The 24287-nt window shown below is 74.4% G+C and carries 23 protein-coding genes; 15 read left to right on the forward strand and 8 right to left on the reverse strand.

Features of this window, described 5'->3' with window-relative positions; all coding sequences use genetic code 11:
• Window positions 1-73: 73 nt before the first annotated feature.
• The 4 genes from ACZ63H_RS11580 to ACZ63H_RS11595 all read left to right on the forward strand — a co-directional run bounded on the left by ACZ63H_RS11580 (window position 74) and on the right by ACZ63H_RS11595 (window position 5098).
• Window positions 74-1246 (forward strand): PP2C family protein-serine/threonine phosphatase, encoded by a 1173-nt coding sequence (locus ACZ63H_RS11580; protein ID WP_469863808.1) that lies wholly within the window; start codon window positions 74-76, stop codon window positions 1244-1246.
• A gap of 129 nt (window positions 1247-1375) precedes the next feature.
• Window positions 1376-2272: an STAS domain-containing protein gene (locus tag ACZ63H_RS11585; protein WP_469863852.1), complete on the forward strand. Its 897-nt coding sequence runs from the start codon at window positions 1376-1378 to the stop codon at window positions 2270-2272.
• A gap of 607 nt (window positions 2273-2879) precedes the next feature.
• On the forward strand, window positions 2880-3323 hold the full coding sequence (locus ACZ63H_RS11590) for an anti-sigma regulatory factor (RefSeq protein ID WP_469863809.1): 444 nt from the start codon (window positions 2880-2882) through the stop codon (window positions 3321-3323).
• A 38-nt stretch (window positions 3324-3361) separates the two neighbouring features.
• Window positions 3362-5098: a PP2C family protein-serine/threonine phosphatase gene (locus ACZ63H_RS11595; RefSeq protein ID WP_469863854.1), complete on the forward strand. Its 1737-nt coding sequence runs from the start codon at window positions 3362-3364 to the stop codon at window positions 5096-5098.
• Between the two features lie 24 nt (window positions 5099-5122).
• Here ACZ63H_RS11595 and ACZ63H_RS11600 read toward each other — a convergent pair whose 3' ends face one another.
• Window positions 5123-5626, reverse strand: coding sequence for a MarR family winged helix-turn-helix transcriptional regulator (locus ACZ63H_RS11600; RefSeq protein WP_469863811.1), 504 nt, complete (start codon window positions 5624-5626; stop codon window positions 5123-5125).
• A 312-nt stretch (window positions 5627-5938) separates the two neighbouring features.
• Between ACZ63H_RS11600 and ACZ63H_RS11605 the strand changes: the two genes are divergently transcribed.
• From ACZ63H_RS11605 to ACZ63H_RS11615, 3 genes are all read left to right on the forward strand, one after another.
• Complete coding sequence (locus tag ACZ63H_RS11605) at window positions 5939-7183, forward strand: PP2C family protein-serine/threonine phosphatase (protein WP_469863813.1); 1245 nt, start codon at window positions 5939-5941, stop codon at window positions 7181-7183.
• A 100-nt stretch (window positions 7184-7283) separates the two neighbouring features.
• Window positions 7284-8852 carry a sensor histidine kinase gene (locus ACZ63H_RS11610; protein ID WP_469863856.1) on the forward strand — a complete coding sequence of 523 codons (1569 nt, stop codon included), beginning with the start codon at window positions 7284-7286 and terminating at the stop codon, window positions 8850-8852.
• Window positions 8849-9301 (forward strand): response regulator, encoded by a 453-nt coding sequence (locus ACZ63H_RS11615; RefSeq protein ID WP_469863815.1) that lies wholly within the window; start codon window positions 8849-8851, stop codon window positions 9299-9301. Before ACZ63H_RS11610 ends, ACZ63H_RS11615 begins: the two co-directional genes overlap by 4 nt.
• A gap of 29 nt (window positions 9302-9330) precedes the next feature.
• Here the strand turns inward: ACZ63H_RS11615 and ACZ63H_RS11620 are convergent, their stop codons facing one another.
• Window positions 9331-10176, reverse strand: coding sequence for an RNA polymerase sigma factor SigF (locus ACZ63H_RS11620; protein ID WP_469863817.1), 846 nt, complete (start codon window positions 10174-10176; stop codon window positions 9331-9333).
• Between the two features lie 386 nt (window positions 10177-10562).
• On the opposite strand from ACZ63H_RS11620, the gene ACZ63H_RS11625 reads away from it, so the two are divergent.
• Entirely contained in the window at window positions 10563-11429 is an 867-nt protein-coding gene (locus ACZ63H_RS11625; RefSeq protein WP_469863818.1) for a LysR family transcriptional regulator, read from the forward strand.
• Between the two features lie 125 nt (window positions 11430-11554).
• On the opposite strand, the gene ACZ63H_RS11630 is transcribed toward ACZ63H_RS11625, so the two are convergent.
• Genes ACZ63H_RS11630 through ACZ63H_RS11645 form a run of 4 tightly spaced genes read right to left on the reverse strand, consistent with a single transcriptional unit; the run spans window position 11555 to window position 15112 of the window.
• The gene (locus ACZ63H_RS11630) at window positions 11555-12796 is read right to left on the reverse strand and encodes an FAD-dependent monooxygenase (RefSeq protein ID WP_469863820.1); all 1242 of its coding nucleotides are present in this window, start codon (window positions 12794-12796) and stop codon (window positions 11555-11557) included.
• A complete protein-coding gene (locus ACZ63H_RS11635; protein WP_469863822.1) occupies window positions 12793-13047 on the reverse strand; it encodes a hypothetical protein in 255 nt (84 codons plus the stop codon). Before ACZ63H_RS11635 ends, ACZ63H_RS11630 begins: the two co-directional genes overlap by 4 nt.
• Window positions 13044-13652, reverse strand: coding sequence for a VOC family protein (locus tag ACZ63H_RS11640; protein ID WP_469863824.1), 609 nt, complete (start codon window positions 13650-13652; stop codon window positions 13044-13046). The genes ACZ63H_RS11635 and ACZ63H_RS11640 overlap by 4 nt, the downstream gene beginning before the upstream one ends.
• Before the next feature lie 50 nt (window positions 13653-13702).
• On the reverse strand, window positions 13703-15112 hold the full coding sequence (locus ACZ63H_RS11645) for an MFS transporter (RefSeq protein ID WP_469863826.1): 1410 nt from the start codon (window positions 15110-15112) through the stop codon (window positions 13703-13705).
• A gap of 171 nt (window positions 15113-15283) precedes the next feature.
• Here ACZ63H_RS11645 and ACZ63H_RS11650 point away from each other — a divergent pair, with 171 nt between their 5' ends.
• Window positions 15284-16159, forward strand: coding sequence for a LysR family transcriptional regulator (locus ACZ63H_RS11650; RefSeq protein ID WP_469863828.1), 876 nt, complete (start codon window positions 15284-15286; stop codon window positions 16157-16159).
• A 20-nt stretch (window positions 16160-16179) separates the two neighbouring features.
• On the opposite strand, the gene ACZ63H_RS11655 is transcribed toward ACZ63H_RS11650, so the two are convergent.
• The gene (locus tag ACZ63H_RS11655) at window positions 16180-17880 is read right to left on the reverse strand and encodes a class I adenylate-forming enzyme family protein (RefSeq protein ID WP_469863830.1); all 1701 of its coding nucleotides are present in this window, start codon (window positions 17878-17880) and stop codon (window positions 16180-16182) included.
• Between the two features lie 511 nt (window positions 17881-18391).
• Between ACZ63H_RS11655 and ACZ63H_RS11660 the strand changes: the two genes are divergently transcribed.
• From ACZ63H_RS11660 to ACZ63H_RS11680, 5 genes are all read left to right on the forward strand, one after another.
• Complete coding sequence (locus ACZ63H_RS11660) at window positions 18392-19201, forward strand: hypothetical protein (protein ID WP_469863832.1); 810 nt, start codon at window positions 18392-18394, stop codon at window positions 19199-19201.
• Between the two features lie 85 nt (window positions 19202-19286).
• Window positions 19287-19979 (forward strand): O-methyltransferase, encoded by a 693-nt coding sequence (locus ACZ63H_RS11665; protein ID WP_469863834.1) that lies wholly within the window; start codon window positions 19287-19289, stop codon window positions 19977-19979.
• Window positions 19980-20082: 103 nt separating this feature from the next.
• Window positions 20083-21285: a 3-deoxy-7-phosphoheptulonate synthase gene (locus ACZ63H_RS11670; protein ID WP_469863858.1), complete on the forward strand. Its 1203-nt coding sequence runs from the start codon at window positions 20083-20085 to the stop codon at window positions 21283-21285.
• 43 nt (window positions 21286-21328) lie between these two features.
• Window positions 21329-21661 carry a putative quinol monooxygenase gene (locus tag ACZ63H_RS11675; RefSeq protein ID WP_469863836.1) on the forward strand — a complete coding sequence of 111 codons (333 nt, stop codon included), beginning with the start codon at window positions 21329-21331 and terminating at the stop codon, window positions 21659-21661.
• Window positions 21662-21873: 212 nt separating this feature from the next.
• Complete coding sequence (locus tag ACZ63H_RS11680; protein WP_469863838.1) at window positions 21874-22815, forward strand: carbohydrate kinase family protein; 942 nt, start codon at window positions 21874-21876, stop codon at window positions 22813-22815.
• Between the two features lie 3 nt (window positions 22816-22818).
• On the opposite strand, the gene ACZ63H_RS11685 is transcribed toward ACZ63H_RS11680, so the two are convergent.
• Window positions 22819-23163 carry a MerR family transcriptional regulator gene (locus ACZ63H_RS11685; RefSeq protein WP_469863840.1) on the reverse strand — a complete coding sequence of 115 codons (345 nt, stop codon included), beginning with the start codon at window positions 23161-23163 and terminating at the stop codon, window positions 22819-22821.
• 561 nt (window positions 23164-23724) lie between these two features.
• Here ACZ63H_RS11685 and ACZ63H_RS11690 point away from each other — a divergent pair.
• On the forward strand, window positions 23725-24099 hold the full coding sequence (locus tag ACZ63H_RS11690; protein ID WP_358690842.1) for a hypothetical protein: 375 nt from the start codon (window positions 23725-23727) through the stop codon (window positions 24097-24099).
• The last annotated feature ends 188 nt before the right edge of the window (window positions 24100-24287 follow it).

Raw genomic sequence — 24287 nt, forward strand, 5'->3', positions numbered from 1 at the left:
GGCTCGCCCGGCAGACCGGCCTCGTGGGCGAGGCATGTACGTAGTCCGGCAAAGGATAGGTGATTACTCCCTTATGAACAGATTCGTGGCCGCTGAACGCGCGCTGCGCACAGCGGCTCCCGACGCGTTGCTCGACGCCACCCGTGCCGTACTGATGGAGCAGTACGGCGCGGAGGACGTCGAGCTGTACATGGCCGACTACGGCCTGAGCGTCCTGCAACCGGTGTCGGTCCTGCCGCACACCCTGGAGCCCGTCCCGGTGCACAACAGCCCGGCCGGCCGCGCCTTCGGCTCGCAGCGGCCGTACTGCGAGGACGGCCGCGACGGACGGGCCCGCCTGCATCTCCCGGTCAGTGTGCGCGGCGACCGGCTCGGCGTGCTGAGCGTGACCCTGCCCGGCGGCGACGCCGTGCGCCGCTGGGAGCCCGAACTCGCCGAGATCGCCGACGTGCTGGGGCACGAGGTGCTCGTGGCCGAACGCGACACCGACCTGTACCTCCAGGCGCGCCGCAAGGACCGGCTCACCCTGGCCGCCGAGATGCAGTGGCAGTTGCTGCCCGGCCGCTCCTCCTCCCGTCCGGAGTACGAGCTGGGGGCGCAGCTGGAGCCGGCGTACGCCATCTTCGGCGACAACTTCGACTGGTCCGCCACCGCCGACCACCTCATGCTCTACGTCACCAACGGCATGGGCGAGGGCATAGAGGCGTCGCTGCTGACGAACCTGGCCATCAACGCGCTGCGCAACGCCCGGCGCGCCGGCATCTCCATCGCCGACCAGGCGGCCCTCGCGGACCAGGCCGTCTACGCCCATTACCGGGGCCGCTGCTACCTGTCGGTCCTGATGTTCGACTTCGACCTGGCCACCGGCCGGGCCGCGGTCGTGGACGCGGGCTCCCCCCGGCTGCTGCGGCTGCGGGACGGCTGCGTGGAGCACGTCAACTTCGAGGCCCAGCTCCCGCTCGGCATGTTCGAGGAGACCGACTACGTCGCCCAGGAGTTCCGGGTCGAGCCCGGCGACCGCCTGGTCTTCGTCAGCGACGGGGTGCACGCGGTGGCCTCCCCGAAGGGCGAGACGTACGGGGACGCGGCCCTGGCCCGGGCGATCCAGTCCACCCGGCTGCTGCCCGCCGCCGACGTGCCGCGCGCGATCCTGCGGGAGCTGACCGGTCACCGCGGAAAGACGGTGGCGGACGACGACGCGCTGGTCCTGTGCCTGGACTGGCGCGGGAGGCCCGCCGCCGGGTGAGCGGCGGGACCGCCCGATTGTGACGATCGCGTGTTGGCCGGCTCATGCCCTCGCGTTGTTGCTTGTCATCTGGCAATGATTGTCCTATGGGCCGCCATCAGGTCGGCCGAACCGCGCGGCAGGGAGACGATGCAGGTGCCGGAGCACGACTCGACGCCCGAAGCGGCCGAGTGGCTGGGCGCGTTCATGGAGCGGCGCCGGGAGCAGATCGCGCAGCGCTGGGCGGACTCCGCGCTGTTCCGCACGGTCTTCACCGTATCCCGCGACGAGGCGGTCGAGGCGTGCAAGGCCGTGGTCGGTGCCCTGGCCGGGGTGGCCCGCACCGGACGGCTGGAGGAGGCCGGCGCACCGGGCTTCGGCGCCGTCAGGAAGCAGCTCGGCCGCATGGCCGCCGCCCGCGCGCAGGCGGGTTTCAGCCCGTCCCAGGTCGCGGGGGAGGTCGCCGATCTGCGGGAGCCGGTCGCCGCGTTGCTGCGGGCCGAGTTCGAGGACCCCGCCGACGAGCGGGCGTACGCGGGCGTGCTCGCGCTGACGGTCCTGATGGGCACGCTCCGGCTGGTGGTCATGGAGACCACCGTCGGCGCCGGTGAGGAACTGATAGCCCGGCAGCGGCAGCAGTTGCTGGAGGTGGCCACCCCGGTCGTCAAGCTGTGGGAGGGCGTCGTCGGCGTACCGCTGATCGGCACGCTGGACAGCGCCCGCAGCCAGGTCGTGACGGAGAGTCTGCTGGAGGCGATCGTGGCGGAGGGGGCCCGGTTCGCCATCCTCGACATCACCGGTGTGCCGGCCGTCGACACGCTGGTGGCCCAGCACCTGATGCGGACGGTCGCCGCCGCGCGTCTGATGGGCGCGGAGTGCGTCGTCTCCGGGATCCGTCCCGCCATCGCGCAGACCATCGTCCACCTGGGCATCGACCTCGGCACGATCACCACGCGGGCCGGCCTCGCCGACGCGCTGGCGTACGCGCTCGGCCGCCAGGGCATCGTTGTCTCCCCGGGGCCGGCCGCGGGAGCGGGCCCGCGGTGACGGGCCGCTCCGCCGCCCCGCGGGGCCCGGCACGGGCGCCGGCACCGGTGCGGTTCCCGGTGCCGGGTACCGCCCTGCGGGCCGCGCCGTGCGGCGGGCCGGCCGGACGGCTCCCGCACCCGGCCGCCCGCCCCGTCGCCCCCACCGCCCGCCCCGTCGCCCCCGCCCCCGAGCCGGCCGGCACCCCCGGCGCGGCGGCCGGCTCCTTCCCCCGCGCCGCGGCCGGGGCCCTCGCGTGCGCGCGCCCGCCGGCTGCCCGTACCGGCCGGGCCGGGACCGTCGCGGGTGCGCGTCCGCCGGGCGTCCGCACCGTGCGGGCCACGGCCGCCGGGGGCGGGTGCCCGCCGAACGGCCGTGCCCTGCGCACCGGGATCGCCGCGCGTGCGTGCTCGCCGGCCGGGGCCGTCCCGTACGCGTGGTTGCCGGCCGCCCGTGCCGGGAGGATCCGGTTACGTCCCGTCGTCGTTCCCGCCCCGCCCGGTCCGGGGCTCGCCCGCGCCGGTCCGGGCGCCGGTCCGGGCGCCGTTCCGGACGCCGCGCGGGCGGGGGCCCTGCCGGGCCGCGGGCGCACGGCGACCCCGTCCACCCGCCCGGAAGAGGGTGCGTGATGCAGGCCCCACCCGCCTCGACCACCTGTCTGCCCATCGGCTCGGACGCGGACCTGGCCCAGGTGCGCCGGCACGTGCGCCAGGTCGCGACCGACCTCGGGTTCCGTCTGGTGCAGCAGACCAAGCTGGTGACCGCCGTCAGCGAACTGGCCCGCAACACCCTCGTCCACGGCGGCGGCGGGCACCTGGAGATCACCCGGCTCGGCGAGGGCACCCGGCGCGGGCTGCGGCTGTCCTTCGTCGACGCCGGCCCGGGCATCGGCGACGTCGGCCTGGCGATGACCGACGGCTACACCTCGGGCGACGGCCCCGGGCTGGGCCTGGGCGGCGCCCGACGGCTCGTCCAGGAGTTCGCCCTGGACAGCAGCCCCGGCCGGGGCACCACCGTCACCATCACCGACTGGGTCCTGGGCCTCCCCCCGCCCCGCACGGGGACGCCATGAGCGCGGCCCGGGACGCCCCCGGCCCACCGGACGCGGCCATGCCGGGACCCCCCGCCCCGTGGACCATCGCGTCGGTCACCGACGCGGCCCTGGCCCGGGCCGCCGCCGCGCGTGCCGTGAGGGCGGCGCCGGCGCTGGAACGGGCCCGCTTCCTCTGCGCGCTGACGGCACGGCTGCGCCGCTGCCTCGGCGCGGGCGGCGGAGGGGAACTGCTGCTCCGCGTCCGGCGGGCCACCGCCGGGCACGGCGCCCGGCTCGACGTGTCGTTGCGGCCGGCGGGCTCGTCCGTGCCGGGTCCGGGCGACGAGCCCGACCTCAGCTGTCCCCTGCCCGACGGGCCCGCCGGGGAGCGCCCGTCGACGGGAGCGCCCCTCGCCGAGGCCCTGCTGCGCGCCGACGAGGACACCGCGGCCGTGCTGCGCCGCCTCGACGAGCAGGAGCGCCTCGTCCGGCTGCACCGGGAGGAACTGCACCGGACCGACCAGGGTGTGCTGGCCCTGCACTCCGAACTGGAGGCCGCGGCCCACGCGCAGCGCGGTCTGCTGGACGCCGAGCGGGCCGCACGCGCCGAGACCGAACGGGCCCGGAGCCTGCTGTGCTTCCTCGGTGACGCCAGCGCCGCCGTCACCTCGTCCCTCAGCCCGTCGGCCGTGCTGCGCCGCCTGTCGGGGCTCCTGGTGCCGCGGTACGCGGGGCACTCGGACGTCTGGCTCTTCGACGAGGACGAGGTCCCGCTGTTCACCGGCGGCGCCGACGGGCACCGCGGCGGTGTCCCGGAACGCCCCGCCGTCACGGTGGCCGCCGCCCGCACCGGCCGTCCCGTGCACGCCGCCGCGCACCCCGGCCTGCTGCCCGGCGTGGACGACCTGCCGCCCTCCGCCCCGCCCCCGCCCCGCCCGCTGCTGGCCGTCCCGCTGACGGCCCGCCGCCCGCTGGGCGTCCTCACGCTCACCGCGCGGGGCCCCCGCTTCGACCCGGACACCTCGGTGATGCTGGTCGAGCTGGCCCGCCGCGCCGCCATCGCCCTGGACAACGCCCGCCGCTACGAACGCCACCGCGACACCGCCGAGACCCTGCAACGCGCCCAGCTGACCGAGCTGCCCGCCCCGCCCGGACTGCTGCTGGCCGCGCGGTACCTGCCCGCCGCCCGGGGACTGAACATCGGCGGCGACTGGTACGACGCCTTCCTCCAGCCCGACGGTGCCGTGCTCGCCGTCATAGGGGACGTCACCGGGCACGGTCTGCACGCCGCCGTCGTCATGGGCCGGCTGCGCACCGCCCTGCGCGCCTACGCCGTCGAGAGCGACAGCCCCGCGGAGATCCTCACGCGCCTGCACCGCATGCTCCGGCACCTGCAACCCGAGCTGTACGCCACCGCGTTGATCGCCCGCTTCCGCCCCGGCGAACCGGAGGTGGTCTGGGCGTCGGCCGGACATCCGCCCGCCGTCGTCCGCGGGGCCGACGGCGCCGTACGGGTACTGGACGCCAGACCGGGCGTGATGCTGGGGATGCCGGTGCCGTACGTCCACACGGACCACCGGGCCGGCCTGCCGGCCGGCTCGTCCCTGGTGCTGTACACCGACGGCCTGGTCGAACGCCGGGCGCTGGGCCTCGATCCGGGCATCGAGCGCCTCGGCCGGGCCCTGGCCGCGCTGAGCGCCCCGGAGCTGGAGCAGGACCCGGAAGCCGCCGCCGACGCCCTCCTCAAACCCCTCCTGCACGACTGCGCCCGCGACGACGACGTCTGCCTGCTGCTGTGCCACACCCTGGCGTGAGCGTGCGGCAGGGGCCCGCCCCGGTCAGGAGCGCGGTGCGCCGGGCCGCCGGCCGGTGCCGTCCCGGGCCGACAGGAAGGCCCGCATGCCCCGGCTCAGCGCCTCCCGCTCGGCGGGCCGCATGCCGGCCAGGACCGCCGCGAGCGCCTGGGACCTGAGTTCGGCCACCTCGTCCAGCACCTGCCGGCCGCGCCCGGTCAGGACCAGCTGCACCTCGCGCCGCTTGTGCGGGTGCAGCAACCGCTCCAGCAGTCCCGCGGCCTCCAGCCGGTCGCACAGCCGGCTGGCGGTCGGCGGGCCTATCTCCATCCCCTCCGCCAGCGCCGTGAGATTGAGCCCCGGCTCGGCCTCCAGGATGCGCAGGGCGCGCAACTGATGCGGCGACAGCCTGAGACTCGCGCCCTGGGCGGCCACCGACCACAGATTCGCCAGACCGTCCACGGCATCGGCGATCTCCCGCGCGACGGACGGGGGATCGTCACCCGGTCCGTTCGGCCGGTCGTCCCCCGAGCCGCTGAGACGAGTCACGAATACATCACTTTCAGTAATGGCCTGCCCAAACCGATACCACCCTCATTGAAACGCGGTACCCGACGAGCCGCCGCACAACCACCACCGGCCGGGCCATCGTAGGGACTTCCCCCTCGCCCCGGAGCGTCCGCCCCGGCCGGCGCGGGTGTCCGGATTTCCGCGGCATGGCCGAAATCGGCCCGCCCCTGCCGTCTGATCACATCCGCCTGGGACTGAACGGATCGAGGCAAGTACGCTTCATTCATTGCCGCATGGCAATAAGCAGCTCCGAGAGGCTCGGCCAAGGCGTTGGAGGGGAAGCAGGAACCGATGCTCCCAACACAGCATGGGCTCGCCGGCGTACCGGTTCCCCGCGACGCCGCCACCGCCGCGGACGCGGCCTGGGCCTGGCACGAGCCGTCGGTGCTCCTGATCGAGGACGACGAGGCGGACGCCCTCCTCGTGGAGGAACTGGTCGCCGACTGTTCCCCGGGGATGCGGCTGACCTGGGTCCGCTCCCTGGCCGAGGCGCGCGCCGCGCTGGCGGCGGAGGCGCCGGACTGCGTCCTGCTGGACCTGCACCTGCCCGACTCCCACGGCCTGGAGGGCGTGGCCCGGGTGCGGCGGTACGCGGACGTGGCGGTCGTGGTGCTCACGGGCCTGGCCGAGGAACGCACCGGGCTGGCCGCGGTCGCCGCGGGCGCGCAGGACTACCTGGTCAAGGGGCGCGTCGACGCGGAACTGTTCGGCCGCGCGGTCCGGTACGCCATCCAGCGCAAGCTGGCCGAGCAGGCGGCCGCGGCCCTCCAGGCGGGCCAGCTGCGGGCCGAGGAGAACCGGCGGCTGGAACGCGGGCTGCTGCCCACCCCGCTGCTCCGCGACGCGGCCGACCTGGACATCGTCGCCCGCTATCTGCCGGGCCGCGAACAGGCGCTGCTGGGCGGCGACTTCTACGACGTCGTCCAGACCCCCGACGGCTGCGTCCACGTCCTGGTCGGCGACGTCTCGGGGCACGGCCCCGACGAGGCGGCGCTCGGCGTGGGACTGCGCATCGCCTGGCGCACGCTCGTGGTCAGCGGTGCCGGCGGCGCCGGGCGCCTGAGCACGCTGGAGGAGATCCTCGTCGCCGAGCGCACCGGTGACCACATCTTCGCCACGCTGACCAGCCTGGAGCTGCCGCCGGACGGCCGCTCGGCGCGGGTGACGCGGGCCGGGCATCCCGGGATGCTGCTGCGCTGCGGCGACCGCGTGGACTGGGTCGAGGTGCCCGGGGGACCGGCGCTCGGGGTGCTGCCGGGCGGCCTGGCCCGCTGGCCCGCCGCCGAACTCGCCCTGCCGCCCGGCGCGGGAGTCGTCCTCTTCACCGACGGACTGTTCGAGGGACGGACCGGCCCCGGACACCAGCGCCTCGGCGAGCAGGGCCTGCTGGACCTGGCCCGCTCGATCGCGACCCTGCCCGCGGAGGCGTTCGTGGACGAACTGATCGGCCGTGCCGAGGCACTGGCCGAGGACCACGGCGGTCTCGCCGACGACGTGGCGGTGCTGCACCTGCGGTGGCACCGGCAGCCCGAATGAACGAGGAAGAGTGACGGTGACAACGCCCCCCGTACCCCCCGGCCCCCGCGACCGCGGCCGGCTCACCGTGCAGGGCTGGTTCCACCTGGCCCTCGCCGTGATGATCACCCTGGTGGTGGCCGGCTCGGCGGTCGGCACGGAACTGCTGGCCCGCACCTCGCGCGTCTCCGACCGGCTGATCGAGAACATCCAGCCGGCCCGCGCCGAGGCGCTCCGCCTGCAGAACGCCGTGCTGGACCAGGAGACCGGCGTGCGCGGCTACGTACTCGGGGCGGACCGCCAGTTCCTCGTCCCCTACACCGAGGGACGGCAGGCCGAACGCGACGCCGCGGCCCGGCTGCGCGCTCTCGTCGGCGACCGGCCGGTCCTGCGCGACGACGTGGACACCATCGAGCGCGCGGCGGCCGACTGGCGCCGCCGCTACGCCGACTCCCTGATCGCGGGCGTCAGCCCCGGCGCTCCCCGGCCCGCCGACAAGGCCACCACCGAGGGCGGCAAGGCCGCCTTCGACCACATCCGCGCGCTGTTCGGCACGCAGAACCGGCACCTGACCGAGGCCCGGGAGCACAGCCGCAGCGAGCTGTCCCGCATCCGCACCGTGCGGAACTGGGTGCTCGGCGGCATGGTCGCCGCCTTCCTGATCACCGCCGTGGTCCTGGCCGTCCTGGTGCACACCCTGGTCGCCCGGCCCCTGGCCGGACTGCGCACCGCGTCCCGCCGGGTGGCCCGGGGCGACTTCCAGCACCGCATCGTCCCCGAGGGGCCCGCCGACATCCGGGCCGTGTCCGGCGACGTCGAGGCGATGCGCCGGCGCCTGGTCGCGGAGCTGGACGCCTCCCGCGTCCAGCAGGAGCACCTCACCCGGCAGGCCGCCGACCTGGACGCCCAGGCGGTGGAGCTGCGCCGGTCCAACGCCGAGCTGGAGCAGTTCGCCTACGTCGCCTCCCACGACCTCCAGGAGCCGCTGCGCAAGGTCGCCTCCTTCTGCCAGCTGCTGGAGAAGCGGTACGGCGACAAGCTCGACGAACGCGGCACGCAGTACATCGCGTTCGCCGTGGACGGTGCCAAGCGCATGCAGATCCTGATCAACGACCTGCTCACGTTCTCCCGGGTCGGCCGGGTCAACGACGCCCACGTCCCCGTGGCCCTGGACAAGACCCTGGACAAGGCGGTGGCCAACCTCGCGGCGGCGGCGGAGGAGTCCGGCGCGGTGATCGAGCGCCCGGACGAACTGCCCGAGGTGACGGGCGACCCGACGCTGCTGGTCATGCTGTGGCAGAACCTGCTCGGCAACGCCATCAAGTTCCGCCACCCCGAGCGCGCGCCCCGCGTCGTCGTCACCTGCGAGCCCGATCCCGACGCCGGTGAGGACGGCGCGGCCTGGCGGCTGAGCGTGACGGACAACGGGATCGGCATCCCCGAGGAGTTCGCCGAGAAGGTCTTCGTCATCTTCCAGCGCCTGCACGGCCGGGACGCCTACAGCGGCACGGGCATCGGCCTGGCCGTCTGCAAGAAGATCGTGGAGTTCCACGGCGGCCGGATCTGGATCGACACCGCCCACACCGGCGGCACCCGCTTCAGCCTCACGCTGCCCACCACCGCGGCCGGCCGCACCGCGTCACCCGACGCGGCGCCCGCCCGCACCACCCCGGAAGGACAACCCGCATGACCACGCCCCCCGCAGAACCCATCGAGGTGCTCCTCGTCGAGGACGACCCCGGCGACGAGCTGATGACCCGGGAGGCGTTCGAGGACAACAAGATCGGCAACACGCTGCACGTCGTGCGCGACGGCGAGGAGGCCCTCGACTTCCTCTACCGCCGCGGGGACTACGCCGGGGCGCCGACCCCGGACCTGATCCTGCTGGACCTCAACCTGCCCAAGTACGACGGCCGGCAGGTCCTCGAGCGCATCAAGTCCGACCCGGACCTCGCCCACATCCCCGTCGTGGTCCTGACGACGTCCTCCGCCGAGGAGGACATCCTGCGCAGCTACAAGCTGCACGCCAACGCCTACGTCACCAAGCCCGTCGACCTCGACCAGTTCATCGCGGCGGTCCGGCAGATCGACGAGTTCTTCGTGACGGTCGTGCGCCTGCCCCGGCCGAACATGTCGTAGCCGGGGCAGGGCGCGGGGGCGGGACCGGGTCAGCCGGTGGCGAGCATCCCCGCGCGCAGTCGCGCCACGATGCGGGAGATGAGCCGGGAGACGTGCATCTGCGAGACGCCCAGCTCCTGGCCGATCTCCGCCTGGGTCCGCTCCTCGACGAACCGCAGGTGCAGGATCCGCCGCTCACGCTCGTCCAGGGACGCGACGAGCGGGGCGAGGGCGTGGAAGTCCTCCACGAGTTCCAGGGCGCTGTCCTCCTCCCCGATGAACTCGGAGAGGGCCGCCTCGCCCTCCTCGGCGTCGCCGGTGATCGCGGCGTCGAGGGAGGCGGAGGTGTAGCCGTTCGCCGCTATCTGGACCTCGACGACCTGCTCCTCCGTGAGGTTCATCAGGGCGGCCAGCTCCGAGACCCGGGGCGCGCGACCCAGCCGGCTGCGCAGCTCCTCGCTCGCCTTGGCGAGTTCGGTCCGCGCCTCCTGGAGCCGTCGCGGCACGTGCACGGACCAGGAGGTGTCGCGGAAGAACCGCTTGATCTCGCCGACGATGTACGGCACCGCGAAGCTGGTGAACTGCACGTCACGGGAGATCTCGAACCGGTCGATCGCCTTGATCAGACCGATGGTGCCGACCTGGACGACGTCCTCCATGTCCTGACCGCTGTTGCGGAACCGGCGCGCGGCGAAGCGCACCAGGGACATGTTCATCTCGATGAGCGTGTTGCGCGCGTACTGGTACTCGTGCGTGCCTTCCTCCAGCACGGCGAGCCGGTCCAGGAACGTCTTGGTCAGCTCCCGGGCGTCCTGGGGCGCGATCTTCTGCGGATCCGCGATCTCCGGCAGCTCCGTGCCGGCGTCGGTCGTCATACCGACGAGTCCCGTCGTCATCCCAGGCCCTCCCTGCCGTTCACGCCCACTCCGACGAGCGGGCTCTCCGGACGGCGCCTACCCGGGCGGTCACACATCATGCACTCTTTTTTTGGTAGCCCCGTTTCCCGGCGCGCCCGCGGTGAACACGGCGGCCGCGCAGGCTCCACGACACGTTCACGGAGCCTGCCCCTGTTCGTTTAACTTTCCTTTCCTTTTCTCCTCATTGGATGGATCCGGCCAGTGGGGTGACAATGAGCCCTGTCCCGGTCCGGGAGCACGGGGGTTCGGGGGGTCCTGTGGTCCGTCGTCCACGCGTGTCCGGGGCGGTGCTCCCACCCGTCCGGCCTCGGCCGTCGGTCTGACGGCCCCCACGGTCGCCTCTCAACGGAACGGGTGGACCAGCCTTGCAGCGTGACATAGAAGTGAAGCTCCTGCGCACCCTGCTGGCCGTCGTGGAGGAGGGCGGGTTCGCCCGGGCCGCCCAGTCGCTGCACGTCACCCAGCCGACCGTCAGCCAGCAGGTGCAGCGGCTCGAGTCGATCGTCCAGACGGCGGTGTTCCACCGCACCAAGCGCCCGCTGCGGCTGACACCGGCCGGGCGCGAGCTGGTGAACCACGCCCGGCACGTGATCAGGCTCAACGGCGACGTGCTCGACCGGGTGTCGGCCCTGTGCAGCCAGGAGACGCTGAGCATGGGCTGCTCGATCCACTTCGCGGACGGGCTGGGCCGGATGTTCTCCCGGCTGGACGCCGAGATGCCCCACCTGCGGTGCGCGATGGTGACCGACCTCAGCGCCCCGCTCGCCGACCGGGTCGCCGAGGGCGACATCGACGCGGCCGTGCTGCTCGGCACCAGGACGCCCCGCTCGGAGATGCTGGGGCGGGTGCGGCTCGACTGGTTCGGCAGCCCGCCGCCCACGGCCGGGCGCGGGGTGCCCATCGCCCTGCTCGGCGGCAGCTCCGCGCTGAGCCTGCACATCGCCGAGACGCTCGACCGCAACGGCGTCGCCTGGTACTCCGTCCCCTGGTGCGCCGACCCGCACACCGTACGGGCCTCCGTGCAGGCCGGTCTCGCCTGCACGGCGCTGTGCGAGAACTCCCACCACAAGCACCCCGGGATCCGTCCGACGCCGCCCGGTGTCCTCGGTCCCGCTCCCTCACCCCTCCCCGTCTACCTGGCCTTCTCGCCCGCCGTGCGCGAGTCCGTCGTGGACGCCGTGCGGGCGGTGGCCCGGATGATCCTGGCCGGTACGCCGGTCGGGCCGCCCTGACCGGGTGCAAAGACGTCTCCCCGACGGCGCCGGGGGTGGCGTGCGCCTCCGGTGGCGGCCCGCGCCGCGAAGGCCCGGGGGAAGGGCCGTCCGGGCACGGGCCGCCGCCGGGGTGCCGGGGCCGCTCAGTAGGAGCCGCGGCCCGCTCCCCGCGCCGACAGCTTCGGGCCGTACGGCGCGGAGTCCAGCCACTCGCCCGCCCTGCGGCCGGCCCCGGCCACCGCGGCGGCGGCGCGCTGGCGCAGCCAGAGGGAGGGGCGCCGGGCCAGCATGTGTTCCAGCGCGGCGGCGGCGCAGGCGCGGTTGTAGGCGGCCGCCTCCTTGCGTTCCTGGGCGAACCGCGCGATCGCCGCGCCGGCGGCGGCCCGGTCGCCGTCGGCGTCCAGGGCCCGGGCGATCGCCTCCACCGCCCGGACGGCGTCCGGGATGCTGGAGTTCATGCCCCGCGCGCCGAACGGCGCGAACAGATGGGCCGCCTCGCCGGTCAGCAGGATCCGGCGGTGGGTGTCCGTGAGGCGCTCCGCGACCTGCTGGGCGAAGCGGTACGTCGACACCCAGCGGACCCGGTCGCCGTACGCCTCGGGAAGGACCCGCGGGATCCAGCGGCGCAGGCCCTCGGGGGAGACGAACCGCTCCGGGTCGTCGTCCACCAGCAGGTTGAGGTCGACCCGCCAGCCGCCGGCGAACGGCACGGTCAGCACGTTGCGGCCGCCGACGCCCGGATGGCGGTAGTGGAAGACGCGCTCCATCGGCAGCGGGTTGTGCTCCGGGTCGTCGTCGAGGTCGACGACCACGAACGTGTTCCGGGACCGCGGCCCCTCCAGGGGAGCGCCGATCGCCGAGCGCAGCGCGGAGCGGGAGCCGTCGGCCGCGACCACGTAGCCGGCCTGCCACTCGCGGCCGGCGGAGTCGCGGAGCAGGACGCCCTCGGGGGTGCTCAGCGCCGAGACGATCTCCACCCCCCAGTGGAACTCCACGCCCCGCTTGCGGCAGGCCGCCGCCATCAGGTCCTCGGTGATCACCTGCGGCAGGCTGGTGAAGTGCGGCAGACCCTCGCGGGTGCCCGGCGGGTAGGTGCGGGTGTAGACCTCCTTGCCGGCCCAGAACGAGCGTTTCGTCGCCCACATCACGCCGCGGCCCGCGATCTCGTGTCCGAGGCCGGGGCTCAGCCGTTCCAGTTCGCGCAGCGAGGCGCCGTGCAGATAGGCGGCGCGGCTGCCGGGCCGTACGGTGCTCTCCGTACGGCGCTCCAGGACCACCGCGGGCAGCCCGGCGGCGCGCAGGGCCAGGGCCGCGCCGAGGCCGGCCGGACCGGCGCCCACGACGAGGACCGGGTGGCAGGGGGTGGGGCCGGTGCTCGTGCTCACGCCGTCTCCTTGGCGAGGTGGAGGATGGTGGAGGTGAAGCGGACGATGCGGCCGTCGAGGCCGCCGGTCAGGGCCGCGTGCCACACCGCGGTGCGGATCGCGGACTCGTCGCGGCGCAGCACGGCCTCGTCGGCGTCGGTGCTCAGTTCCAGGTGGTCGCCGGTCCGCCGGGCGGTCATCCCGGCGGCCTCGGCGGCGCGTGCCACGGGCCGGAACTCGGGCACGTCGAGCACGTACAGGGCGAGGCTCACCGGCGGGCTCCTTCCGTCTCCTTGCGGATCAGCTCCGCCTTGCGCCGCCACAGTGCCTCCACCGACGGCCGCGGGGACTCGGCGACGTCGGCGAGCGCCCGGACCGTCAGCTCGGCGTCCCGGGCGTCGATCCCCGTCATCGGCCGCAGCGGCCGGGTGATCTCCAGCTGGATGCCGTTGGGGTCGTCGAAGTAGACGGACTCGATCAGTTCGTGGGCGAGCGGCCGGGTGACCCGGACGCCGTGGCCCTTCAGGCGCTCGCGCCAGGCGAGGAGTTCCGCCTCGGTGCCGACGTGGAAGGCCAGGTGCCGCGAGCGGTGCATCAGGTCGCTCGGGGCGTCCTCCTCGGGCAGTCCGAAGTAGTAGAAGAAGGCGATGCGGTTGCCCGCGCCCATGTCGAAGAAGAAGTGCACGAAGTCCGGGTAGTCCTCGGTGACCCAGCCGGTGGCGGTGATGGCGTGCACCAGCGGCAGGCCGAGGGCCTGGGTGTAGAACTCGACGGTGGCGCGGGGTTTCCAGGTGACGAAGGCGAGGTGGTCGACCCCGTCCACGCGCAGGACCGGCGGACCGGCCGGGGGGCGGACGGGCGGTGACGCGGTTGCCAATGCTCCTCCAGTGGTTGGGGCAGGGGCGCTGCACGTGGGCCGGGGCCGGTTCAGCTCGCGGGACGCCCCCGCAGGCCCGTGCCGGTGACGGCCGCCCCGAGCAGCAGGGTCAGCCCGCCGACGACGAGCGCCCACTTGGTGCCGCCGGCGTTGGTCGAGGACAGGTTGAGCACCACGCCGAGGACGGCGACGCCGAGGGAGGCGCCGACCTGGCGGGCGGAGTTGAGCGCGCCGGCCCCGATGCCGGCCAGCTCGGGCGGTACGGAGCTCGCCATGCCGGCGACCAGCGCGGGCAGGGCGAAGGAGACACCGAAGCCGAAGGCGAGCAGACCGGTCACGGTGGCGGCCAGCGCCGGGGCGGAGTCCCCGGTGAACGGCGCCTGGAGCAGCGCGCCGACGCCCATCAGGACGAACCCGAGGGTGGCGGGGCGGCGCGGGCCGATGCGGCCGACGAGGCGCCCGGTGTAGATCGGGTTGAAGGCGGTGGGCAGGGTCAGCGGCAGGAACGCCAGGCCGGCGCTGAAGGAGGAGTAGCCGCGGCTCTCCTGGAAGAACAGCGACAGCACGAACAGCAGCCCGGACAGGCCGAAGTTGGCGAGCAGGCCGGAGGCGAGCGCGGCGGAGAAGCCACGGCTGCGGAACATGCGCAGCGGCAGCATCGCCGCGTCCCCGGCCCGCGACTCGGCGGCGAGGAACACCGCCGCGGCCGCGGCGGCCAGCACCAGGGAGCCGACGACCCATCCGGCCCCCCAGCCCTTGGCCGGGCCCTCGATCAGGGCGTACGACAGGGCGCCGAGGGCGACGACCGCGGCGGCCTGGCCGGTGACGTCGAGGCCGCTGCGCTGCTTGAGGGCGGTCTCCGGGGCCAGCCGCAGCGTGATCACGAAGCTGACCAGCGCCAGCGGCACGTTGATGAGGAAGATCGCGCGCCAGCCGACGGTGTCGGTGAGCGCGCCGCCCACCAGGGGGCCGGCGGCCAGGGCGAGTCCCGTGATGGCGGCCCAGTTGCCGACGGCACGGGCGCGGTCGGCGGGATCGCGGTAGGAGTTGGTGATCACCGCCAGGGAGGCGGGCAGCAGCAGTGCCCCCGCCACACCGAGCGCGAGGCGCAGGGCGACCAGCGTGCCGAGGGTGTTCGCGGCGGCGGACACCCCGGAGAGGACACCGAAGGCGGCCAGCCCCCAGAGGAACACCCGCCGGCCGCCGAGGCGGTCGGACAGCCAGCCCGCCGTCAGCAGCAGGGCGGCGAAAGTGATGGTGTAGCCGTTGGTGACCCACTGCAGACCGCTCAGCCCGACGTGGAGGCTGGTGGAGATGGCGGGCAGTGCCACCGAGACGATCGTCATGTCCAGCAGGACCATGAAGTAGCCGAGCGAGAGCCCGACCAGCAGGGTCCGCGAGGGCTTGTCGGTTCGTGCCGGTGCGACGGAAGCCCGCTGCGGTTCCGCCTGCGTCGACATGTAATTCTCCTTCGTTCGATTGCGTGAATTACCGCCACGGAAGAGGAAGTTGCGGGGGGCGGCACAAACCATTCAAGCGGACCGGAAAGGCGAATTGCCGCTGGTGACGACGGGAATGCCCTATGGGTAACATCGGCTGAGCCGATGGGTCGACCTAGGGGGAACCACGACGTGGAGCTACGGCATCTTCGGACGTTCGAGACGGTCGCCCGGACGCTCAGCGTCACCCAGGCGGCCAGAGAACTGCATTACGCGCAGTCCAGCGTCAGTGATCAGATCCAGGCACTGGAACGCGAGCTGGGGGTGGACCTGCTCGACCGTTCCCAGCGGCGGGTGCGGCTGACCCCGCAGGGCGTGACGCTGTCGGAGTACACCGGGCGGATCCTGAAGCTGCTGGAGGAGGCGCGCTGGGCGGTCGCCCGGCCCGGCACGGAGGTGGCGGTGGGCGCGCTGGAGACGGTGGGCCTGCATCTGCTGCCGGGGGTGCTCTCGCGGTACCGCGCGCTGTATCCGGAGGCCCGGGTCCGGGTGACGCAGGGCAACCGGGGGGAGCTGTACAACGCGGTGCGCCGCGGTGACGTGGACGTGTGCCTGACCTTCGGCGCTCCGCCGCCGGACGCGGGGCTGCTGGCCGAGACGCTGGCCGAGGAGCCGCTCGTGGTGATCGCCCCGCCGGACCATCCGCTGGCCGAGCGCGGCCGGGCACCGCTCGCCGAGCTTGTCAAGGAACCGTTTCTCGCCACCGAACGCGGCTGCGGCTTCCGGGAGATGTACGACGGCGCGTTCTCCGGCGCGACCGCCAGGGAACCGGTCGCGGAGGTGTCGAGCATCGGCACCCTCGGCGCGTGCGTCGCCGCGGGGATGGGGTGCGCGCTGCTGCCGCACGTCGCGGTGCGGGCCCAGGCGGACCGGCGCGAGGTCGCGGTGATCGAGGTGGAGGACGCCCGGTTGCGTACGGCGGTCACGATGACGTGGCTGGACCGCAACTCGGCCAACCCCAACCTGGTCGGACTCCAGACGGTGCTGCGCGGGCAGCTGGCAGGCTGACGCCGGCCGCGCGCCGCCGCTCACGCTCCCGCCTCCGCCCGGCCGGCGGGCGCCACCGGGGTGCGCCGGGGCGGTTGCCGGGGCAGCGGGGGCAGTGCGATGGTCCGCAGCCGGGCGCGGGCGATCTTGCCGGTCACCGTGGTGGGCAGCCGGTCGACGACGACGAGCTGTTCGGGGAGTTTGTAGGTGGCCAGGCCCTTGCCGGCCAGGTGCCCGGTGACGTCCTCCAGGGTGAGGCGCGTGCCCTCGCGCAGCGCCACGAGCAGGCAGGAACGCTGGCCGAGGCGCGGGTCGGGGCGGGCGACGACGGCGTGCTGGGCCAGTTGCGGCAGGTCGTCGAGGAGGGCCTCCACCTCCAGCGCGCTGAACTTCAGCCCGCCCCGGTTGATCAGCTCGTCGGCGCGGCCCCGGTAGAGGACCGAGCCGTCCGGCCGCAGCGCGGCCAGGTCGCCGGTGCGCAGCCAGCCGTCCGGGGTGAACGCGGCCCGGGTCGCCTCGGGGGCGCGGTGGTAGCCGGAGAACATCCAGGGACTGCGGTACTCCAGTTCACCGGTCTCGCCGGGCGCGGCCGGACGGCCGTCGCGGCGGACGCGCACGGCCGCGCCGCGGGCGGGCCGGCCGATGGTGCCGGTCGCCTCGGGCGGGTCGCCGGGGCGGGTGTACGTACCGGCGCCGATCTCCGTCATCCCCCACTGCACGACGAGCCGGGCGCCCAGCGCGCGCCGTACGCCGTCGGCCAGTTCGCGGGGCACGGGGGCGCCGCCCGTGCGCACCTCGCGCAGCGTGGGCGGGGCGCCCGGCGAGCCGTCCGCCGGCAGGGCGAGCAGGTCGCGCAGCTGGGCCGGGACGGCGAAGGCGGCGGTGGCGCCGCAGCCCCGCAGGGCGGCGGCGAAGGCGCGGGGCTCCCAGGCGCCGAACAGGCCCACCGCCCCGCCGGTGACCAGGGCGAGGTGCACGGAGAGCAGGCCGAAGGCGTGGCTGAGCGGGCTCGCGGAGACGACGGTGTCCCGGTCGTCGAAGCCGCCGTCCGCCGCCACGGCCGCGGCGTTGCCGAGGAGCCCGGCGTGGCTGTGGACGCACAGCTTCGGCCGCTGGGAAGTCGTCCCGGAGGACGCCAGCAGCACCAGGGGGGCCGCCGGGTCGGCGGGCGGGGGAGGCAGCCGGACGGCGGCCGGGTCCGGTGCCGCGTCGAACAGAGCGGCGAGGTCCGGCAGCCCGCCGGCGGCGGGACCGGTGGCGGCAGGGCCCGCGGGGTCGGTGCCGGCGGATCCCGCGGGCCCGGTGGTGGTGGACACCCAGACGTGCCGCAGCCCGGGGCAGTCCGCGCGCAGGGCGCGGATCTCGCCGAGGCGGTCGTGTCCGCGCCGGCCGGCGGCGGCCACCAGCGCCACCGCGCCGGACTGCTCGATCAGCGCGCGCGTCTCGCGGGGGCCGTAGGCGGCGTGCAGGGGCAGCAGCAGGACACCGAGCCGGGCGGTGGCCGCGTGCAGCACCACCAGCTCCCAGGAGTTGGGCAGCCGGGCCGCCAGCACGTCACCGGCCGCGAGCCCGTGCCGGTGCAGGGCCGCCGCGGTGCGTTCGGCCCGGTGCAGCAGGTCCCGCCAGGTCCACCGGCGGTCGCCGTCCCACACGGCCGGGGCGGAGCGGCGGCCGGCCGCGCGGACCAGGGCGTCGGCGAACGTGCCGGGCGAGGCGGGGAGATCGGGGGGTGGAGCGTTCACGGGGAAACCTCCGTCGCGGCAGAACGAATCAGGCGCTGCCTTGCGAGAGGGGATTCTGCGGGGCACCCGATCGCCTCGTCCAGCACCGCCCGATAAGGAATTCCCATCTCGTCCGCGCGGTCGGCCTCGATAAGAAAGCTCAATGAAGAGTGCGGTCATCGACGGCTGCCCAGGGTGTTCCGTCGTCACCCCCCGAGATGTCGTTCGGTGCCTCCGATGAGTTCCATCGGGAGCGACGAACCCCGCATTCCCCGACGGTAAGAAACATCAATAAGGAATCCGGTCCTTCCGCTTCCCCGGGGGGCCGGAAAAAGCTCCGCCCGGATCGATCGCCACCCCCGATGCCGGTCATCTGCAAGACCGAATCATCGCGTTTACGCAGGTCGTGGCGGTGCTACGGACCGGTAACCCCTGCTTTCCGCCTTCCTTTCACTCCGCGCCGGCAGATCGCTCTTGCCCGGAAACCGAAGAGCTGCACAGAATTCCGGCGGCCCTGAGGCAGGAGGTATCAATGGCCTTCGTTCAATCCTCCGGCACCACCCACCCGCCCTTGCGGCGGACCGCCGGTCCGGCCGCCGACGGCGCGTTCCGCGCGGCCGACCTGCGCCGCCTGGACGAGGTGATCCGCGACGCCCGGCACGCCAGTACCGCACCGGCGTCCGAACTCCTCGCCCCGCTGCGGCCGGACGGCCCGGCTGCCGCGCTGACCGAGCGGGAGTGCACGTTCGACCACTGCGCCGTCCTGTTGTTCCCCGTCACCCTCGACGCGGGCCTCGGCCACCTGGAGGAGCGGGGGCTGGCGCCCCTTCCCACCGTGCCCAGCACCGTGGTGCGGGCCCGGCTCGCGGCCCGGCACCGGCTGGATTCGGCGCGCTGCGAGGTCCACATCACCCGCCTGCGGCTCCGGCTGCCGGACGGGCGGCGGCACCCCGCCGTCGAGGTCTTCCTCTTCCCGCGCGACAGCGGGGCGTTCGACGAGCGGGTCGCGGCGGCGGAGTCCGCGTACGGCTTCGAGAACCACACCGCGTTCGTCGTGGACCGCCCCTCCGCGCCCCTGCTGGGCCGGCTCGTCACCGCCTGGCACACCGAGGCGGGGCTGCTGTGGGAGGGCGGCGGCCACAACCCGCACGAGGGCGGCCCGCTGGGATCGACCGTGACGTACTTCGTGCGCGACCACCGGCGTCCCGCCCGCCGGCGCCGCTTCGAACTGCACTGCGCCGGCGACCTGCGCGCCGCCGTCGCCGGCCTGCCCCGGCCGGCCGAGGAGGTCCGCCGCGCGTACGAGGCGTGGCCGGCCGCCCCGGACCACCCGGAGGCCTGAGCCGGACCCGGGGGCCGCGGCCCCCGCGCGCCCCGCCCCGTCGCCCCACCCTGCGCACCCATCCCCTAGACCACCGGGAGCACCCGTGCTGCGGAACGAAACGCTCAGGAACATCGCGCTCACGCCCGAACTCCACGACTACCTGCTCACCCAGGGCAGGATGGTCCCCGACCCGCTGCTGGCGGAGCTGGCGCAGCGGACCCGGGAGGCGGTCCCGGACCAGGCGCACATGGTGGTCGCCCCCGAGGAGGCCGCCCTGCTGACCTTCCTGGTGCGGCTGCTCGGCGCCCGCACCGTCGTGGAGGTCGGCACGTTCACCGGCTCGTCCTCGCTGTGCCTGGCCCGCGGGCTGGCCCCCGGCGGCTCCCTGATCACGTGTGACGTCTCCGCCGAATGGACCGCGCTGGCCCGCGAGTTCTGGGCCCGGGCCGGTGTCGCCGACCGGGTCGAGCTGCGCCTCGGCCCGGCCGTGTCGACCCTGCGCGCCCTGCCCGCCGAACCGCACCTGGACCTCGCCTTCATCGACGCCGACAAGCCCGGCTACATCGACTACTGGGAGGAGCTGGTCCCCCGGATGCGGCCGGGCGGCCTGATCCTCGTGGACAACACCCTGTTCAGCGGCCAGGTGATCGACGAGTTCCCGGGGGTCAAGGCCGCCGCCGTCCACGCCTTCAACGAGCACGCCCGCAAGGACGAGCGCGTCGAACTGGTCCTGCTGCCGGTCGCCGACGGGCTGACGCTGGCGCGCCGGCTGCCCGCCGACGGGTCGCCGTTCTGATGGCACCCGCCACCGCGCCGTACGCGATCGCGCCGACCCCAGGAGGACGACCGTGACCGGGCTCACGCGCCCCGGGTACCCGCTGCACCCGCTCGCCGTCGAGGTGGCCCTGGACGACCTCGACGAGGACTTCCCCCGCGATCTCGGCGCGGCCCCGCAGCAGCCCGCCTGGCACGACCCCGTCCAGGCCGCGGCGGCCCGCGCCGAACTCGCCCAGCTGCCGGGCCTGGTGACCGGGGAGGAGGTGCGCCTGCTGCGGACCCTGCTGGCCGAGGCGGCGGCCGGCCACTATCTGGTGATCCAGGCCGGCGACTGCGCGGAGGACCCCGCCGAGTGCACCCCGTCGGCGGTCCTGCGCAAGGCGGGCCTGCTGGACGCGCTGGCCGGGGTGATGCTGGCGGGCACCGGCCGGCCGGTGGTGCGCGTCGGCCGGATCGCCGGGCAGTTCGCCAAGCCGCGCAGCGCACCCACCGAACGGGTCGGCGGACGCGAACTACCGGTGTACCGCGGGCACTTGGTCAACGCGCCGGAGCCGACCGAGGCGGCCCGCCGCGCGGACCCGCGCCGCATGCTGGACTGCTACTACGCCGCCCACCGCGCCGTGACGTATCTGCGCCAGCGCACCAGCGACTGGGCGCTGCCCACCGGCGCCCCGGTGTGGACCAGCCACGAGTCGCTGGTCCTCGACTACGAGCTGCCGCTGCTGCGGCGCACCGCCGCCGGCCACGTCCTGCTGGCCTCCACCCATCTGCCGTGGATCGGCGAACGCACCCGCCACCCGGACGGCCCGCACGCCCGGATGCTGGCGCAGGTCACCAACCCGGTCGCCTGCAAGGTCGGCCCGGCGACCCGCCCGGCGGACCTGCTCGCCCTGTGCGCCCGGCTGGACCCGGACCGCGAGCCGGGCCGGCTGACCCTGATCTCCCGGATGGGCGCGTCCGCGGTGCGCACCGCGCTGCCGCCGCTGGTCGGCGCCGTCCGCGAGGCCGGGCACCGGGTGGCGTGGCTGTGCGACCCGATGCACGGCAACACCGTCAGGGCGCCGTCCGGGGCGAAGGTCCGGGTGGTGCGGACGGTGGTGGAGGAGGTCCGCGCCTTCCTGGAGGCGGTCGCCGGGGCCGGCGGCACGCCCGCGGGCCTGCACCTGGAGACCACCCCCTACGACGTCGCCGAGTGCGTCCGGAGAGATCCGGCCGAACTCGGCGCCCCACCGGCCGGGCCGGCGCCCGCCACCCTGTGCGACCCCCGGCTCAATCCCGAGCAGGCGCTGGAGGTGGCCCGCGCCTGGGCGGCCCCGCCCGCCTGACCCCCGTGCCACCGCCATCCCGACGATGAGAGGAACCCCTGTCGTGTCCGAGACCGTGATCCGTGAGAACGACGGCACCTACGCCATGATCAACGTCTTCCACGTGGAACCGGAGAAGCAGCGGGAGCTGGCCGAGGTGCTCGGCGAGGGCGCCGAGAAGTTCATCCGGCACCGGCCCGGCTGCATCTCCGTGAACATCCTGACCAGCCTCGACGGCAAGCGCCTGGTCTACTACGCCCAGTGGCGCAGCAAGGCCGACATCAAGGCCACCATGGGCGACCCGGACGTGCAGGTGTACCGGGACCGGGCCGCCGCGCTGGCCAAGCCCGACCCGCACGCGTACACGGTGTTCGCCGTCCACCACCCGGAGGGCTGACCTCCGCACCGCCCGCCCGGCTCCGCACCGCCCCGCTCCCGCGGCGGTGCGGGGCCGGTGCCCCGCCCCCCTCCCCGGGTAAGGAGACGCCCGAACCATGTCCCGTCGCCTGTTCACCTCGGAGTCCGTGACCGAGGGCCGCCCCGACGAGAGCGCCGGCCGGATCGGCGACGCCGTCCTCGACGCCCCGCGCGCCGCGACGGGGGTGTGAGATGCGCATCGCCGTCACCGGATCCATCGCCACCGACCACCTGATGACGTTCCCGGCCCGCATCACCGACCAGCTGCTGGCCGACCGCCTGGACCGGGTGTCGCTGTCCTTCCTGGTGGACACCCTGGAGATCCGCCAGGGCGGGGTCGCCGCCAACGTCGGGTACGGGCTGGCCCGGCTGGGGTACCGCCCGCTGCTGGTGGGGGCGGTCGGCGCCGACTTCGCGGAGTACGGCGCCCGGCTGTCGGCGCTGGGCGTGGACACCGGTGCCGTCCTCGTCTCCGCCACCCGTCACACGGCCCGCTTCCTGTGCACCACGGACCCGGACGGCAACCAGATCGCGTCCTTCTACCCGGGCGCGATGACGGAGGCGGCGCGCATCGACCTCACCCGGGTCGCCGCCGACGCGGACCTCGTGCTGATCGGCGCGGACGACCCGGCGGCCATGCTGCGCCACACCCGCGCCTGCCGGGCGCTGGGGATCCGCTTCATGGCCGACCCGTCCCAGCAGCTGGCCCGGCTGGACGGCCCCGCCGTCCGCGCGCTCGTGGACGGCGCCGACCACCTGTTCACCAACGAGTACGAGCAGGGGCTGCTGCTGCGGAAGACCGGCTGGACCAGGGATCAGGTCCTGGACCGGGTCGGCACCTGGGTGACCACGCTCGGCGCGAGGGGCAGCCGCATCGACCGCGCCGGGGAGCCCCCGGTGGAGGTGGCCGCCGCCCCGGCGACCGAGGTCGCCGATCCGACGGGCGTCGGCGACGCGTTCCGCGCGGGCTACCTCGCCGCGCTGGCGGCCGGCCGGTCCGCGCCCGATGCCGCCCGCACGGGCTCGGTCCTGGCGTCCCTCGCCCTGGCGACGGTGGGCACCCAGACCTACGAACCCGATCCCGCCGCCCTGCCGTCCCTGCTGGCGGCGGCGTACGGCTCTCCCCCCGGGTGACGGTCAGCCGGAGCCGGGGCCACCCGCCGATCCGCTGGCGGCGCGGCGGTACTCGGCGTTGATGCGCTGTGCCTCCTCCAGCTGGTCCTCGAGGATGACGATGCGGCACGCGGCCTCGATCGGGGTCCCTCTGTCGACGAGCTCGCGAGCGCGAGCGGCGATCCGCAGTTGGTAGCGGGAGTACCGGCGATGTCCTCCCTCCGAGCGGAGTGGAGTGATCAGCCGGGCCTCACCGATGGCCCGGAGGAAGGCCGGGGTGGTGCCGAGCATCTCGGCTGCCCTGCCCATGGTGTACGCGGGGTAGTCGTCGTCGTCCAGACGATCATTCAGAGGGTTGTCCGATGTCATGTCACCTCGCTGTGCAACGCGTCGAGGGGCCCTGGTGCCGTACGGCACCAGGGCCCCGAAGGAAATTCAACACCATCTGTCGGCCCTACTGCTGTGCCGACCTTCTGTTTCCGCTATCGGCCCGGCAGGGCGGAGCGGGGGATCGCAGCTGCTTGACCGGGGACCACCATCCATTCCGGGGTCTTGCGGTACCCGGTCCGAGTGCCTCTCGGGCCGGGCGATCCTGATGGCGTCTGCTCCTCCATTCCTCTCTGGATCAACCTCTGGATGAACCGGTACTGCCGACGGCGGCCCTTCCGCGCGCGTCCGGGGACGCCGCGGCCGCCACCCGCCAGTTCGTGTCTGGCGGGTCTCCTCGACCTCGTCTACGAGAAAAAGCGTACCCACACCGGCGACAGAAATCTACTGCGACAAGAAGAGATTTCACTCTTCCGGCGGAGGAGGAAGCGTGGCCCGGCCTGTCCTGCCGGTGCGTGCGGGAGCCGCGTCCCGCCGGCCCCGCGGTCACTTCGGGCCCCGCGGGGGGTGTGGAGGCGGGCGGGCCGAATAAGCTCTGGTGTCATGTCGAACCCTGATGAGCTGCTCGTCGCCATCTCCGCCGCGGTGGAGTCCGAGCGGAGCAATCAGATGTCGCTGACCGTGGTCGTCGGCGGAGCCGTCATCACCGGCCGGCTGGCTCCCGAGGCGGTGTGGCGGGAGCGGGTGGCGGAGGTCCTGAAGGACTCGGACCGCCTGGGCCCGTTCTCGAACGTCTTCACCCGGGGCCCGCGCGGGCCCCGGGCCGATCGCGGCGAGGCCCCCACGCATCTGCACTTCCATCTCGCCCGCATCCTGCAAGGCAGCCTCGGCATCCCGGAGACGGGAGGAATGTACCGAGTCGCGATCAAGGACGTCAGCGCATGGACCGTCGGCGACATCAGCTACTCCGATCAGTGAGCCGCCGGCTCCGCCCCTGATCCGCCGCCCGGGCCCGCCGCCCGGCCGGTGCTTCCCGAGCGGACGGCGGCATGACAGCGGGGGGGGGGGGGGGGAGGGGGGGGGGGGGGGGGGGGGGGGGGGAGGGGGGGGGGGTGGGGGGTTGTCCCCATCACCCCCGGCGAGGCTATACTACTCGGCCTCAAGAT

Source organism: Streptomyces sp. NPDC104831, assembly GCF_055583025.1.